This is a genomic window from Pseudomonas sp. 01L34, from assembly GCF_056400265.1.
Window position 1 is genome coordinate 528,853 of the sequence record NZ_JBFTSX010000002.1, and the last position, 12,747, is coordinate 541,599.

13 protein-coding genes are annotated in these 12,747 nt (G+C 61.7%); 7 read left to right on the forward strand and 6 right to left on the reverse strand.

The genetic code is table 11. The features are described from left to right. Positions 1-10 precede the first annotated feature (10 nt). The gene (locus AC1DQM_RS06905) at positions 11-1,057 is read left to right on the forward strand and encodes a class I SAM-dependent methyltransferase (protein WP_086945472.1); all 1,047 of its coding nucleotides are present in this window, start codon (positions 11-13) and stop codon (positions 1,055-1,057) included. Positions 1,058-1,272: 215 nt separating this feature from the next. Here AC1DQM_RS06905 and AC1DQM_RS06910 read toward each other — a convergent pair whose 3' ends face one another. Continuing rightward, positions 1,273-2,166 (reverse strand): LysR substrate-binding domain-containing protein, encoded by an 894-nt coding sequence (locus tag AC1DQM_RS06910; RefSeq protein WP_477745897.1) that lies wholly within the window; start codon positions 2,164-2,166, stop codon positions 1,273-1,275. Positions 2,167-2,314: 148 nt separating this feature from the next. On the opposite strand from AC1DQM_RS06910, the gene AC1DQM_RS06915 reads away from it, so the two are divergent. Genes AC1DQM_RS06915 through AC1DQM_RS06925 form a run of 3 tightly spaced genes read left to right on the forward strand, consistent with a single transcriptional unit; the run spans position 2,315 to position 4,905 of the window. Continuing rightward, the gene (locus AC1DQM_RS06915) at positions 2,315-3,013 is read left to right on the forward strand and encodes a CoA transferase subunit A (protein ID WP_477745898.1); all 699 of its coding nucleotides are present in this window, start codon (positions 2,315-2,317) and stop codon (positions 3,011-3,013) included. Positions 3,014-3,049: 36 nt separating this feature from the next. Then, positions 3,050-3,715, forward strand: coding sequence for a CoA transferase subunit B (locus AC1DQM_RS06920; protein WP_019649314.1), 666 nt, complete (start codon positions 3,050-3,052; stop codon positions 3,713-3,715). A gap of 11 nt (positions 3,716-3,726) precedes the next feature. Next, complete coding sequence (locus AC1DQM_RS06925) at positions 3,727-4,905, forward strand: acetyl-CoA C-acetyltransferase (protein WP_019649315.1); 1,179 nt, start codon at positions 3,727-3,729, stop codon at positions 4,903-4,905. 192 nt (positions 4,906-5,097) lie between these two features. Here AC1DQM_RS06925 and AC1DQM_RS06930 read toward each other — a convergent pair whose 3' ends face one another. Beyond that, positions 5,098-5,700: an NADPH-dependent F420 reductase gene (locus tag AC1DQM_RS06930; RefSeq protein WP_018928066.1), complete on the reverse strand. Its 603-nt coding sequence runs from the start codon at positions 5,698-5,700 to the stop codon at positions 5,098-5,100. Between the two features lie 110 nt (positions 5,701-5,810). On the opposite strand from AC1DQM_RS06930, the gene AC1DQM_RS06935 reads away from it, so the two are divergent. Next, positions 5,811-6,707, forward strand: coding sequence for a LysR family transcriptional regulator (locus AC1DQM_RS06935; protein ID WP_018928067.1), 897 nt, complete (start codon positions 5,811-5,813; stop codon positions 6,705-6,707). 16 nt (positions 6,708-6,723) lie between these two features. On the opposite strand, the gene AC1DQM_RS06940 is transcribed toward AC1DQM_RS06935, so the two are convergent. Next, positions 6,724-8,043, reverse strand: a complete 1,320-nt coding sequence (locus AC1DQM_RS06940) for an Nramp family divalent metal transporter (RefSeq protein ID WP_018928068.1) — start codon at positions 8,041-8,043, stop codon at positions 6,724-6,726. 147 nt (positions 8,044-8,190) lie between these two features. Between AC1DQM_RS06940 and AC1DQM_RS06945 the strand changes: the two genes are divergently transcribed. Together AC1DQM_RS06945 and AC1DQM_RS06950 are read left to right on the forward strand one after the other, a co-directional pair. After that, the gene (locus AC1DQM_RS06945) at positions 8,191-8,973 is read left to right on the forward strand and encodes a hypothetical protein (RefSeq protein WP_477745899.1); all 783 of its coding nucleotides are present in this window, start codon (positions 8,191-8,193) and stop codon (positions 8,971-8,973) included. A gap of 108 nt (positions 8,974-9,081) precedes the next feature. Beyond that, positions 9,082-9,669 (forward strand): DcrB/PsbP domain-containing protein, encoded by a 588-nt coding sequence (locus AC1DQM_RS06950; protein WP_477745900.1) that lies wholly within the window; start codon positions 9,082-9,084, stop codon positions 9,667-9,669. A gap of 11 nt (positions 9,670-9,680) precedes the next feature. Here the strand turns inward: AC1DQM_RS06950 and AC1DQM_RS06955 are convergent, their stop codons facing one another. From AC1DQM_RS06955 to AC1DQM_RS06965, 3 genes are all read right to left on the reverse strand, one after another. Next, positions 9,681-10,397: an alpha/beta hydrolase gene (locus AC1DQM_RS06955; RefSeq protein WP_477745901.1), complete on the reverse strand. Its 717-nt coding sequence runs from the start codon at positions 10,395-10,397 to the stop codon at positions 9,681-9,683. Between the two features lie 121 nt (positions 10,398-10,518). Further along, on the reverse strand, positions 10,519-11,631 hold the full coding sequence (locus AC1DQM_RS06960; RefSeq protein WP_457326972.1) for a succinylglutamate desuccinylase/aspartoacylase family protein: 1,113 nt from the start codon (positions 11,629-11,631) through the stop codon (positions 10,519-10,521). 121 nt (positions 11,632-11,752) lie between these two features. After that, on the reverse strand, positions 11,753-12,532 hold the full coding sequence (locus tag AC1DQM_RS06965; RefSeq protein WP_018928073.1) for an ABC transporter substrate-binding protein: 780 nt from the start codon (positions 12,530-12,532) through the stop codon (positions 11,753-11,755). Positions 12,533-12,747: the final 215 nt, after the last annotated feature.

Here is a 12,747-nt window from a genome sequence, read left to right on the forward strand (position 1 = left end):
AGCACACAAGATGGACGAGGCCAGACTCAATGATTTCATGGGCAAACTGGTGAGCGACATGGGTGGCGCGGCGATGCTCGCCAACGTCATCCTCGGCGAAGAACTCGGCCTGTACCGGGCCATGGCCGACAGTCAGCCCGTCACCCCCGAAACACTCGCCGCGAAGACCGGCTGCAACACCCGCCTGCTGCGTGAATGGCTCAGCGCCCACGCCGCCTCCGGTTACATGGAACACCGCGACGGCCAGTTCCGCCTGCCCGAAGAGCAAGCCCTGGCGCTGGCGATCGAAGACTCACCGGTTTATGTAGCCGGCGGTATGGCGGTGGTTGCGTCGTTTTTCCATGACAAGGACAAATTGGTCAACGCTATGCGCGGCAACGGCGCCCTGCCCTGGGGCGATCACCATCCTTGCATGTTCAGCGGCACCGAGCGGTTCTTCCGCCCAGGCTACAAGGCGCATCTGGTCAGCGAGTGGCTGCCAGCCCTCGACGGGGTGGTCGCCAAACTGGAAGCCGGCGCGAAAGTGGCAGACATCGGCTGCGGCCACGGCGCCTCGACCGTGATCATGGCCCAGGCTTTCCCCGAGTCGCGGTTCGTCGGTTTTGATTACCACGCGCCCTCGATCACCGTCGCCACCCAGCGCGCAGAAGAAGGTGGCGTGTCCGGTCGGGCGCGGTTCTTCCAAGGCACCGCCAAGAGCTATCCGGGCGACGACTATGACCTGATCTGCTATTTCGACTGCCTGCACGACATGGGTGACCCGGTCGGCGCCGCAAAGCATGCCTATGAATCGCTCAAACCCGACGGCACGGTGCTGCTGGTGGAGCCCTTCGCCAACGACACGCTCGACGAGAACGCCAACCCGGTGGGACGGCTGTTCTACGCCGCCTCGACCTTTATCTGCACACCCAACTCGCTGTCCCAGGAGGTCGGCCTCGGGCTCGGTGCCCAGGCGGGCGAGGCACGGTTGCGCAAGGTCTTCACCGAGGCGGGGTTCACCCAGTTCCGGCGAGCCACGGAAACGCCGTTCAACCTGATTCTGGAGGCGCGTAAATAAGGGCAGGATCATCACCCAGACTGGCGAAACCCCAATCTCTGTGGGAGCGAGCTCGTGTGGCGAGGGGGCTTGCCCCCGTTCGACTGCGAAGCAGTCGTAAAACCAGTCACCGCGTTCTAAATCCAAGATCGCGGTGATTGGTTTTAGGGGTGCTTCGCGCCCCAACGGGGGCAAGCCCCCTCGCCACACAAGCCCGCCCCCACAGGTGACCGTGATCAGCTCAGACGCTCGCCAAGGTTTTCGGCCTTGAGAATATCGAACAACGCCTGCGCCGCTGCCGACAGTTCTTGCCCCGTCGTCAGCACCCCGATCGCCCGTTCCACCACCGGGTCGCGCAGGGTGATGCAACGCGCGCCCAGCTCGCGCATCTGCCCGGCGCACAACGCTGGCACCGCGCTCACGCCCAGTCCGCTGGCCACCATCCGCCCGACCGTTGCCAACTGATGACTTTCAAACTCCACCGGCAATTTCATGCCCCGCGCTTGCAAATGCTCTTCGAGCATCACCCGCACCGTGGACGGTCGCTGCAAGGTAATGAACGGTTCCTTGAGCAAGGTCTGCCAATCGATATAGCCCAAGTCCGCCAGCGGTGAATCAAGCGGCACCACCGCCACAAACCGGTCGATGTACAACGGGGTAAATTGCAGCGACGAACTCTGGGTCGGCTCAAACGCCACGCCCAGCTCCACCTGGCGGTCGCGGACCATTTCCAACACCTGCTCGTTGATCACGTCGTTCACCGTGACGTTGACCTTGGGATAACGCGCGCGAAAGGTCTTGAGGATCGGCGGCAGCAGGTTGCCGGCAAACGATGGCATCGCCGCCAGCGTCACGCGGCCGCGCTGAAGGGTGAAACGTTGGCGCAGTTCATCCTCGGCATTGTCCCAATCCGCAATCAACCGACGAGCCAATGGCAGCAGCGATTCACCCTCGGCGGTCAGAGCGACGTTGCGGGTATTGCGGGTGAACAGGCGCCCACCCAGGCCCTCCTCCAGCGCCTTGATGGTCAGGCTCAACGCCGACTGGGACAGGTGCAGCCGTTCGCAAGCCACGGCAAAGCTCAAACTCTGGGCCACGGCCAGGAAGGCGCGGATCTGTTTAACGGTCATGGCCACTGTCTCCAACATAGCGCGCACTCATTGGTGAGTTTTATCTATCAATCAACCTTAAAAATCAACTTAACAAATAAATCCTGTGGCGAGACACTCCCTCCCCATCCGGCTAGCCAGCCGCCCACAAAGAATAAAAGAGGTGCATATGGCAGGGTTCGACAAGCGCGTGTATTCCTATGAGGAAGCGATGGCCGGTCTTGAAGACGGCATGACCGTGATCTCCGGCGGCTTCGGCCTGTGCGGGATTCCGGAAAACCTCATCGCCGAGATCCGGCACCGGGGCACCCGTGACCTCACCGTGGTCTCCAACAACTGTGGCGTCGATGGGTTCGGTCTCGGCGTGCTGCTGGTGGACCGGCAGATCCGCAAAGTGGTGGCCTCCTACGTCGGCGAGAACAAACTGTTCGAAGACCAACTGCTTAAAGGCGAAATCGAAGTCGTCCTGACCCCCCAAGGCACCCTCGCCGAGAAAATGCGCGCAGGCGGTGCCGGCATCCCGGCGTTCTTCACCGCCACCGGCGTCGGCACTCCAGTCGCTGAAGGCAAGGAAGTGCGCGAATTCAAGGGCCGCCAGTACCTGATGGAAGAATCCATCACCGGTGACTTCGCCATCGTCAAAGGCTGGAAAGCCGACCATTTCGGTAACGTGGTCTATCGCCACACCGCCCAGAACTTCAACCCGCTGGCCGCCACTGCCGGCAAGATCACCGTGGTCGAAGTCGAAGAAATCGTCGAACCCGGCGAGCTGGACCCGTCGCAGATCCACACCCCTGGCATCTACGTCGACCGGGTCATTTGCGGCACGTTCGAAAAGCGCATCGAACAGCGCACCGTGCGTAAATGATCCCCTGCCCCCGGACCGAATGAAGGAATAACAACAATGGCACTTTCCCGCGAACAAATGGCTCAGCGCGTCGCCCGCGAAATGCAGGACGGCTACTACGTGAACCTCGGCATCGGCATTCCGACCCTGGTCGCCAACTACATCCCCGAAGGCATGGAAGTCATGCTGCAATCGGAAAACGGCCTGCTCGGCATGGGCGCCTTTCCGACCGACGCCGAAGTCGACGCCGACATGATCAACGCCGGCAAGCAAACCGTGACTGCGCGTATCGGCGCATCGATTTTCTCCTCCGCCGAATCGTTCGCGATGATCCGTGGTGGCCACATCGACCTGACCGTACTCGGCGCGTTCGAAGTGGACGTCGAAGGCAACATCGCCTCCTGGATGATCCCCGGCAAACTGGTCAAGGGCATGGGCGGCGCGATGGACCTGGTGGCCGGTGCGGACAACATCATCGTCACCATGACCCACGCCTCCAAGGACGGTGAGTCGAAACTGCTGCCCCGCTGCAGCCTGCCGCTGACCGGCGCCGGTTGCATCAAACGCGTACTGACTGACCTGGCCTACTTGGAAATCCACAACGGTGCGTTCATCCTCAAGGAACGCGCACCAGGCGTGAGCGTTGAGGAAATCGTCGCCAAGACCGCCGGCAAACTGATCGTGCCTGACCACGTCCCGGAAATGCAGTTCGCTGCCCTGTGAGGAATCCGTCCATGCAAGACGTTGTGATTGTTGCTGCCACTCGCACTGCCATCGGCAGTTTCCAGGGCGCGTTGGCCAATGTGTCCGCGGTGGACCTCGGTGCTGCGGTGATCCGCCAGTTGCTGGCGCAAACCGATCTGGACCCGGCGCAGGTCGATGAAGTGATCATGGGCCAGGTATTGACCGCCGGCGCCGGGCAAAACCCTGCGCGCCAGGCTGCGATCAAGGCCGGCCTGCCCCACACCGTACCGGCCATGACCCTGAACAAGGTCTGCGGCTCGGGCCTCAAAGCGCTGCACCTGGCGGCGCAGGCGATTCGCTGCGGCGATGCCGAGGTGATCATCGCCGGTGGCCAGGAAAACATGAGCCTGGCCAATTACGTGCTGCCGGGTGCCCGCACCGGTCTGCGCATGGGCCACAGCCAGATCGTCGACACGATGATCAGCGACGGTTTGTGGGATGCGTTCAACGATTACCACATGGGCATCACCGCCGAGAACCTGGTGGACAAGTACGGCATCAGCCGTGAAGCCCAGGACGCCTTCGCTGCCGCCTCGCAACAAAAAGCCGTGGCCGCCATCGAAGCCGGGCGTTTCGTCGATGAAATCACCCCGATCCTGATCCCCCAGCGCAAGGGCGATCCACTGGCCTTCGCCACCGATGAACAGCCGCGGGCCGGCACCACCGCCGAGTCCCTGGGCAAACTGAAACCGGCCTTCAAGAAAGACGGCTCGGTGACCGCCGGCAACGCCTCTTCGCTGAACGACGGCGCCGCGGCGGTGATCCTGATGAGCGCCGCAAAAGCCAAGGCCCTCGGCCTGCCGGTGCTGGCGAAAATCGCCGCGTACGCCAACGCGGGCGTCGACCCGGCGATCATGGGCATCGGTCCGGTCAGCGCCACCCGTCGTTGCCTGGACAAGGCCGGCTGGTCCATCGATCAACTGGAGCTGATCGAGGCCAACGAAGCCTTCGCCGCGCAATCCCTGGCGGTGGCCAAGGACCTGGAATGGGACCTGAGCAAGGTCAACGTCAACGGTGGCGCGATTGCCCTGGGTCATCCGATTGGAGCGTCGGGTTGCCGGGTGCTGGTGACCTTGCTGCACGAGATGATCAAGCGTGACGCCAAGAAAGGCCTGGCCACCCTGTGCATTGGTGGTGGTCAGGGCGTGGCATTGGCGATCGAGCGCTAGCCCGAGACCGCGTTGTCGTTCATCGCGAGCAGGCTCGCTCCCACAGGTGACCGCATTCTCCCGAGAGCACTCGGTTACCTGTGGGAGCGTGGCTTGCCCGCGACGACGGCGGCACAGTCAACATTGATGTCGCCTGACACACCGCTTTCGCGGGCAAGTCCCCTCACCACAACGGCTGGAAACCTCTGGCCCTCAGGCAAATTTCACCAGGTTCAAGACCGGCAACGGACCGCCCGGGAACTGCACCAGCCGCGCCCCGACACTCAGTTCGCCCAGATCGATTCCAAAGAAGCCCAATCGCTCGATCAGCGCTGCCACTTGAGCCTTGGCCTCGGCATCGTCACCAGAAAGAAACAACACTCGCCGCCCACCCTCCGCCGCCGGATCACTCTCAAGCAGATGCGCTTGAAGGTGATTGAAGGCCTTGACCACCCGCGCGCCAGGTACCCATTCGGCAAACACTTCACTGGACGGACGGCCCTGCAAATCCACCGCTTTGAACGATGGCGCCTCGATCGAATTGTTCGCGTCGATGACAATCCGCCCGCCGAAATCCGGCAATCCGGCCAGTGCCGTTGGCAATTTCGACCAGTTCACCGCGACCAGAACGATCGGCTGCGCGGCCGCTTCTTCACGGGTGCCGGCCCGCGCCGTCGGCCCGAGTTCTTCCACCAGTGAGGCCAGGGTTTCCGGGCCGCGGCTGTTGGCGATGACGACTTCAATGCCCTGACGGGACAATGCTTTGGCGAAGGCTGTGCCGATGGCGCCGGCGCCGATGATTCCGATAGTGCTCATGGTGTTCACTCCGTAGTGGGTTGGTGGAGTGAATACTGCGCTTGCCATTACTACTTTATTAGACGGTAATGAGTTGAATGATCTTCAAGTATTAATATCAGGTGTCTGAGATGGAAACACTCGCCAACCTCGAATCTTTCGTGCGCAGCGCTGAAACCGGCAGCTTCTCCGCCGCCGCACGGTTGCTCGCACTGACGCCCGCCGCCGTCAGCCGCAACGTGGCGATGCTTGAACGCAATATCGGTGTGCGGCTGTTCCAGCGCTCGACCCGCAAGCTGTCACTGACCGAAGCCGGCGAACGCTTTCTGGCCAGCATCGGCGGCAATCTGCAGGCGCTGCAGACGGCGATCAGTGCGGTGTCCAGTGATCGCGGGGAGCCGGCGGGGGTGCTCAAGGTCAGCTTGGCGCCGACGTTCGGCATTGACCACGTGTTGCCGCTGTTACCGGAATTTCTGGCGCGCTACCCGCTGATTCGCTTGGAATGGCACTTTGAAAACCGCCAGGTCGATCTGATCGCCGAAGGGTATGACGCCGCCATCGGCGGCGGTTTCGAGCTGACACCCGGGGTCGTCTCGCGGACGTTGGCAGCGGCGGATGTGGTGGCGGTGGCCTCACCGGCGTACATGGCCGGACGCACCCTGCCCAGCAGCCCGGCGGACCTGGCTCAGTACAACGGCATTGTGATGCGCGGCATTCGCACCGGGCGGGTGCGCCAATGGGTGATGCGGGATAGCGTGGGCAATGAAGCCAGCGCCGAGCTGAGTGAAAACATCGTGCTCAATGACCCTGCCGCCATGCGTGAAGCGGCCCTGCTCGGCCTTGGTGTGACGCTGCTGGTGTCGCCCGATGTCATCGCCCATATCCAGCACGGCGAACTGCTGCGCTTGTTGCCGGACTGGCATGCCGACGCGGGATCGATCTCGCTGTATTACCCGAGCCGCACGTTGATGCCGGCCAAGACCCGGGTGTTTATCGATTATCTGGTTGAGGCGTTTGAGCGGGGGTGAAGATCAAAAGAATGACTCAGCCCACAAACTGCAAAATCAACCAGCTGTTGGCCGCACTGATTACCGTAAACAATCCCCACGCCAACACCCGAGTTGGCAGCCGATTCACAAACGGCCCCATGAGCGTCTGATCGTTGGTCATGCGAATCAACGGGTACAACGCGAATGGCAGTTGCAGGCTGAGTACCACCTGACTCAACACCAGCAGTTTGCCGATTGCCCCGTCGCCCATCAGCCACACGCCGATAAACGCCGGGATCAGCGCCAGCCCGCGAGTGATCAAGCGCCGTTGCCAGCAGGGCAAGCGCAGGTTCAGGTAGCCCTCCATGATCACCTGGCCCGCGATGGTGCCGGTGAAGGTCGAGCTCTGCCCCGACGCCAGCAACGCCACACCAAACAACACGCTGGCCAACGCCCCGCCCACCAATGGATCGAGCAAGTGATAGGCATCCTGGATGTCCACCACGTCGGTGTGCCCGGTCTTGTGGAAGGCCGCGGAAGCAAGAATCAGGATCGCCGCGTTGACCAGCAGTGCCAGGGCCAGGGAGCCGATGGTGTCGATGCGCGCCAGTTTGACCGCGTCCTGCTTGCTGGCCAGGTCTTTGCCGATCATCCGCGTCTGCACGATCGAGGTATGCAGGAACAAGTTATGCGGCATCACCGTGGCCCCGAGAATGCCGATGGCCAGGTACAACGGCGCCGCATCGCCAATCGCCGAAAGTGACGGTGTGAAACCGCGAGCGACATCCGGCCAATAGGGTTTGATCAGCCACAGTTCGACAAAGAAACACGCGCCGATCGTGCCCACCAGCACCAGCATGATCGCCTCCAACCGGCGGAAACCCCGGTTTTGCAGGGCCAATACCAGCAACGTGTCGAACGCGGTGAGCGCAATGCCAAACGTCAGCGAACAGCCCAACAGCAAGTGGAACGCCAGGGCGCAGCCGAGCACTTCGGCGAGGTCGGTGGCGATGATCGAAATTTCCGCCAGCAGCCACTGGGTCCGTGCGGTCCGCGTGCTGTAGCGCTCCCGGCATAACTGCGCCAGGTCGCGCCCGGTGGCGATACCCAGACGCGAGCACAAACACTGCACCACCATCCCCGCCATGCTCGCCAGCAACACCACGAACAACAGGCTATAGCCAAACCGCGAACCGGCCTCGATGGCCGTGGCCCAGTTGCCCGGGTCCATGTAGCCGATGGACACCAGCAAACCGGGGCCGGCAAAACGCAGAACGCGCTTGTAGAACGAAGCACCAGGGTCAACGGCAACCGTGCCGGCCACTTCCGGTGGGCAAAACGGCGCGGTGCCGACTTTGGGCAAACTGAATTTCACGCAAGCATCCGTCAACAGGTGGGAGCGCGCAGCTTAGACGTTTCGCGCACCCGGGTGTAGGCGCTCAACGCTTGCGCAGAGACCGCCTTAAGCAATCCATCGCCCGCAATGCTAACGTGACCGGCTCACACAAATGGAGATGCGTGCGTGCTGATGCTCAAGCTGCTGGTGATCCCGGGGTTTCTGCTGCTGATTTCCCTGGCCGGTAAACGCTGGGGACCAAGCGTGGCCGGTTGGCTGTCGGGGTTGCCGGTGGTGGTCGGGCCGATTCTGTTGTTCCTCGCCATCGAGCAAGGCCATGTGTTCGCCGCTCAAGCGGCAACGGCGGCGCTGTCAGCCATGTTCGCGATGATTGCCTTCTGCGTGACGTATGCCCAGGTCGCACAACGCTTGAGCTGGCCGTGGGCGCTAACGATGGCGCTGCTGGTCTGGGCGTCGGTGGCTGTTGTGCTGTCGCTGATCCCGCCATCGCTGGCGCTCTCGGTGATCGCCGCCGCCACCGCGTTGCTGGCCGCGCCGTACCTGTTTCCCTCGGTGCAACCCGTCGTTTCAGGCCCGGCGCCCAAATCCGACAAACTGCTGCTGCGCATGATGGCTGGCGCCCTGCTCACGTTGGCCGTGACGCTGCTGGCCAGCACCGTCGGCGAGCGCTGGAGCGGATTGCTCGCAGTGTTCCCGGTGCTGGGCAGTGTGATGGCGGTATTTTCCCAGCAGACTCGCGGGCCAGCGTTTACGGCGGCGTTGCTGCGGGCTACAGCTACCGGGATGTATTCGTTCGCGGCGTTTTGTCTGGTGCTGGCGTTGGCGTTGCCGAGGTTCGGCTGGACGGGATTTGCATTGGGGATAGGCGCCTCGCTCGGGATGCTGTTGGTGACTAAACAACGGGCATTGCGCCCGGCGCCTTATCGTTTCAACGAACGGCAACGATGATCACCACACGCCTTGTGTAGCAGCTGTCGAGCTTGCGAGGCTGCTGCTACAAATCGTGATCCGTGGGATGATCGCCGTCATAGCGCGACCATCCCACGGAGAGTTTGAATGTCATTATTGAGTAAAAAAGCCGTTGTTCTGCTGCTGACAGCGGCTGCCAGCCTGGGGGCCTTGAATGCGCAGGCGGCCAAGGCCACTTCCAGCGACAAAGCGCCGACCCAGAAGGTCTCGATGCTCGGCGGCAAGTTCACCTTCACCCTGCCCAAGGGCTTCATCGCCAATCCGCTGCCCGCCGGCGACGCGGCCACCGGTACCGCCGGGGCGACGGGCACGATGTACACCAACCAGACCACTAAAACCGTGGTGATCGCCGCCGAAAACACCATTCCCGGCGGCGCCAACGTCAAGGACAACGACGGTGAGTTCCTCGACGCCACCGTGTCCGCCTTCGCCACCGAGCAACGCAACGCCTTGCCGGACTTCAACAAGCTGAGCGAAAAAAGCCTGACCCAAAAAGGCACGGGGCTGGGCCTGCGACAGATCGACAGCACCGCCACCCAGGGCGGCGGCATGACCCTCGACACCTCGCTGATGGCCGCCTCTGGCACTCGCATGGCCATCATTCAGGTCATCTCCCGCCCCAACGACAAAACCGGCCACGAAACGCTGGTGAACCAGATCATCTCCGGCAAATAAACCCGACCGGCTCAGGGATTGAGGCGCTGCAACCAGGCGCTCAAATCCTGCATCTCGGTGGCGCTGATACTGTGGCCGATACCTTCGTAGGCATGGAACTCGGGCTTGAGTGACAGGCTTTGCAACAGGCTGTCGGCCTCAGTGCCGTCGGTGTAGGGCAGGCGTTTGTCGGCGGTGCCATGACCGATGAAAATCGCCAGCGGCTGGCGTTTTTCATCCGGTTTGAGTTCGGACTTGAGCACCGGCAGGATGCGCCCGCTCAACGCCGCAATGCCGCCTACCGCCTCGGGATGACGCAACGCGACTTCATAGGACATGATCGCGCCCTGGCTGAAACCCACCAGGAATACCTTGTCCGTTTCAGTGTGATATTTCTTTGCCGCTTGTGCGACGAAATCCAGCAGCACCTGGCGGCTGGTTTTCAGGTCGTCAGTCTCGCCGTTATAGGCGCCCTCGCCCTTTTTGCGAAACCACTGGTAACTGCCCTCTTCCAACGTCATCGGCGCCCGCACCGACAGGTAGGTGTACTGCCGCGGCAATTCATCCTTGATGCCGAACAGGTCCTGCTCGTTGCTGCCGTAACCGTGCAGGAAAATCACCAAGGGCTGGTTACGGGATTCAACGTTGGCCTGTTCCAGGTACTTGAGCGGCAGATCGGTGTGTAGCGGGATTTCAGCGTGGACGGCGGTGGACGCCAGGAGCGTGAGCAGAGCGAGAAACTTCAACATAAACCTTCCTTCACAGCGCGCAGGATTCGGGGCAGAGCCTAACACTGTGAGGCGGGATGTCGAACTTTGTCCGGATCTCTGCGGCCCCGCCCCCCCCCCTGAAAAATGTCCTGCCAGAACCTCAGTCGTTGACCAGTTTCCCGACCCGGATCGGCTCACGTCCGGCGACTTTCGCCTGCCAGGTGCCCGGTTGCGTGTAGCGCCCGCGATCGATGGCAAACAGCACGCCGCTGGTTCCGGCGCACACGGTGGTGGCCCGGTCGCTCAATGGATCGACTACTTCAAACAACGCGTCGCCCCGCTCCACCCATTCACCTGAATTGCGCAGGAAACTGACCACCCCGTGATGCGGTGCAAACAGGTACTCGGTGCCTTCGAACGGCAGGCCCTCACAGCATTCGCTTGGCGCTTCCGGCCAGGTGCCGGTGATGAAACCCTGTTCAGCGAGGAACCCCAGGATCGCCTCACAATTGGCCTGGGCCTGATCGACCCGTGTATCGCCCATGCTGCCCAGCTCCAGCGTGGTCGCCAGGTTGGCCGGCGGGATCGCAGCCTCGGGAAAGGCCCGCGCCAGGCGCAACCACGGCGTAGAGCACGACTCATCGAAAGAGCTGCCGCCGGAATCCTCACACAACAACGCCACCCCGGCCTTCAGGCGAGCCGCCAGGGAGCGCCATTGCGGCCAATGCTGCGGCAAGGCATACAGGTGAATCGCCGCGTCGAAATCGCAATGCAAGTCGAGGGTGATGTCGGCCTCGCAGGCGTGGCGCAGCAGCAAGCGGTGCATGGCTTCCAATTGCGAAAGCGGTGCCGGCAGACCATCGAGCACCTGCCCCATGGTCTGGCGAATCAGTACGATGTTGGCCTGGGCGTCCCCCCCCAATTGATCGCCGATCAACTCAGCCACCGGTGCGCTGAGTTCAACGAACGAGCGGTTGAAGTTCTTGCCGCTGCCCAATTCGAAGCGACCCATGTGGCTGCCTTGCAGGTGCTGATCGAGGCCGATGGGATTGGCCACCGGCACCAGTTCGATGATGCCCTGAAGTTGCCCCTGGGTTTCGAGCTCGGCCAGACGCTTCTTCAGCTCCCAGGCGGTGCGCATGCCCGGCAGTTCGTCCGCGTGCAGACTGGCCTGGATGTAAACCTTGCGAGTACCCGCGCCATAACGAAACACGCTGAGCGTGCGTTCAGTCCCCAGATGGCTCCAGGGCAGTGAATGATCGATGCGTTGCATGGGGACTCCTGAATATCTGTGCGATGAGGCCATTCTTGTGGGAGCAAGCCTGCCCGCACCCACAAAGTCCAGCATGAAAAAATGGCCACCGCATCCACGGTGGCCACTTCTCTACGGCGTATTAATGGCCGTAAACATCGAAGTTGAAGTACTTGTCCTGCACTTGCTTGTACTTGCCGTTGGCGCGAATTTCAGTGATGGCGGTGTTGAATTTGTCTGCCAGCTCTTTATCGCCCTTGCGCACGGCAATACCGGCACCACCGCCGAAGTACTTGGCGTCTTCGTAGGTCGGGCCGACAAACGCGAAGCCTTTACCGGCATCGGTTTTCAGGAAACCGTCGTCCAGGTTGACCGAGTCGGCCAGCATCGCGTCAAGGCGACCGGCAACCATGTCCAGGTTGGCTTCCTGCTGGGAACCATAACGCACCAGGTCGATGCCGGCCGGCACCAGCACTTCGGTGGCGAAGCGGTCGTGGGTACTGGCGCGCAGTACACCCACTTTCTTGCCCTTGAGCTCGGTCAGTGGATCCTTGACGTTGGTGCCTTCCTTCATCACGAAGCGCGCCGGGGTGTGGTAGTACTTGATGGTGAAATCGACGTTCTTCTTGCGGTCGTCGGTGATGGTCATGGACGACAGGATCGCGTCGATTTTCTTGACCTTCAGGGCCGGGATCAGGCCATCGAACTCTTGCTCGACCCAAGTGCACTTCACTTTCATCTGTTCACACAGCGCGTCACCGATGTCCACGTCGAAACCGGTGAGTTTGCCGTCGGGGGTTTTCATCGAGAATGGCGGGTAACCGGCTTCGATCCCGAGGCGAATCGGTTTGGCGTCTTCGGCCACGGCGGTCAGGGACAACATCGACAGTGCCAGGGCACCGAACATCACTCGCTTCTTCATTTATAACTCCTGTGTGCGGAGGCTTTTATTGGCAGCTTTCGATTGGCAACTTTCGGCTAGTGAAGACCGAAGTGGCCGGCAGTCTAGAGCGGCTACAGGAGGGCAAATTGTGTTTAGGCGACAAATACTTATAAAAAAGAAGCCGAGGGATTCGACGCACTTGAAGTGTGCTCCGAGGTGGTGCAAGGACTGTAGGACAATCCTTTGCTTCAGAC

Coding starts and splice junctions, on each gene's coding strand:
- AC1DQM_RS06905 (WP_086945472.1), top strand. CDS start 11: ATGGACGAGGCCAGACTCAATGATTTCATGGGCAAACTGGTGAGCGAC.
- AC1DQM_RS06910 (WP_477745897.1), bottom strand. CDS start 2,166: ATGACCGTTAAACAGATCCGCGCCTTCCTGGCCGTGGCCCAGAGTTTG.
- AC1DQM_RS06915 (WP_477745898.1), top strand. CDS start 2,315: ATGGCAGGGTTCGACAAGCGCGTGTATTCCTATGAGGAAGCGATGGCC.
- AC1DQM_RS06960 (WP_457326972.1), bottom strand. CDS start 11,631: ATGCAACGCATCGATCATTCACTGCCCTGGAGCCATCTGGGGACTGAA.
- AC1DQM_RS06950 (WP_477745900.1), top strand. CDS start 9,082: ATGTCATTATTGAGTAAAAAAGCCGTTGTTCTGCTGCTGACAGCGGCT.
- AC1DQM_RS06925 (WP_019649315.1), top strand. CDS start 3,727: ATGCAAGACGTTGTGATTGTTGCTGCCACTCGCACTGCCATCGGCAGT.
- AC1DQM_RS06965 (WP_018928073.1), bottom strand. CDS start 12,532: ATGAAGAAGCGAGTGATGTTCGGTGCCCTGGCACTGTCGATGTTGTCC.
- AC1DQM_RS06935 (WP_018928067.1), top strand. CDS start 5,811: ATGGAAACACTCGCCAACCTCGAATCTTTCGTGCGCAGCGCTGAAACC.
- AC1DQM_RS06920 (WP_019649314.1), top strand. CDS start 3,050: ATGGCACTTTCCCGCGAACAAATGGCTCAGCGCGTCGCCCGCGAAATG.
- AC1DQM_RS06930 (WP_018928066.1), bottom strand. CDS start 5,700: ATGAGCACTATCGGAATCATCGGCGCCGGCGCCATCGGCACAGCCTTC.
- AC1DQM_RS06955 (WP_477745901.1), bottom strand. CDS start 10,397: ATGTTGAAGTTTCTCGCTCTGCTCACGCTCCTGGCGTCCACCGCCGTC.